The 1304-nt window shown below is 67.9% G+C and carries 1 protein-coding gene; it reads right to left on the minus strand.

Annotation, left to right across the window (positions count from 1 at the left end; all coding sequences use genetic code 11):
• Positions 1 to 937, minus strand: a 937-nt coding sequence (locus tag UN64_RS21605; protein ID WP_139343238.1) for an ISL3-like element ISMlu13 family transposase, incomplete at its 3' end; no start/stop codon positions are given.
• Between the last annotated feature and the right edge of the window lie 367 nt (positions 938 to 1304).

Here is a 1304-nt window from a genome sequence, read left to right on the forward strand (position 1 = left end):
GCAGCAGCAACATCCGGTGAGCCCACACGGCATCCTGCTTGCGGCCCCGCCGGCCCAGGACTTCGCGCACCACGCGTTGGCGGACCTCGGTGAGCATCTGGTTGCCGAGCTTGACCAGGTGGAAGTGGTCCACGCTGATGTCCACGGTCGGCAGCACCTTGCGGATCGCGGTGCGGAACGTGGCCGAGGGATCGATGGCGACCACCTCGAGCCGATCCAGCCAGGCTTCGGAGCGTCCGGCCAGCCAGGCGGTGACGTTGCGGGAAGACCGTCCGTCGACGACGCCGAGCACGTGCCCGGTGTCGGCGTCGACAAAGGTGCTCATCCACGGCTCGACCCGGCACCAGACGGCCGTGTCGGGGTGTTTGAACCACTTGGCGGTGGCGAACCGGTGCTCGTCGATGCCCAGCGCCCGCACCGGCACCTTGTCGACCTCCGGCAAGACCATGGTGTGGCCCAGGATGGCGGCGTTGACGGTGCCCCACGCCAGGCCATGCGCGTTGGCGGCTTCCGCGGTGGCCCGGCCGGAGTCCAGCACCGCGGCCACCACGGCCTCCCGCAACCGGGTGGTACACCGGGCCCGGGCCGGCAACTGGTCCGTGGTCTGCGTGAAGGTCCGGCGCGGGCAGGCCCCCTCGGCGCACAGGAACCTGGGCTTGACGACAACCAACTCCAACAGGTCCCCACCGACAGGGATGTCCTTCACGGACTGGCGGACCCGCTGGTGCACCCGGCCCGAGAACACCCCGCAGCCCGGGCAGGCCCCCTCGGCGGCATCGGCAGCCACAACGACACGCCTGCCTCCCAGTGGCCGGTCGAGGGCCTGAAGGACGGTGTAACCCTCCAGGTTGAACACCACCGATGCCGCCGCACGGACGTGGTGCTCGGCAGCGGCGTGGGCAGGCAGGGGCAAGGCAGTGCGCGTACGCTGGGACATGGCTCGTGTCCTTCGTGATCGAGGTTAGATTCTTCGCAAAATCCATCCTCTTGCAAGGGCACGAGCCCCTTGACTCACGACACCCCCACGCTCAACTGGGAAGAGCCGCTATAAGCGAGGGGACCGAGAACTGAGGCATGCGTAGTCCCTTGACGGATGCGGGGGGAACGGATGCGCGAGTGCCGGCAGACGACTTGCTGAGCGACGCGGCAGCCCGTCTCGTCGCATCAGCGATGTTTTGGGCACCAGCGTAGGAGAATGAGCCCGGCACGTATCCGCCGTCGGTGTACTGATTGCCGAAGAACGGATGGCCTGCCGGTGCTCCCATGCTCGTCATCCTCTCACGAGCGGTGGTCTCGTTCAAAGG

The organism is Fictibacillus arsenicus (assembly GCF_001999465.1).
Classification (GTDB): domain Bacteria; phylum Bacillota; class Bacilli; order Bacillales; family Fictibacillaceae; genus Fictibacillus; species Fictibacillus arsenicus.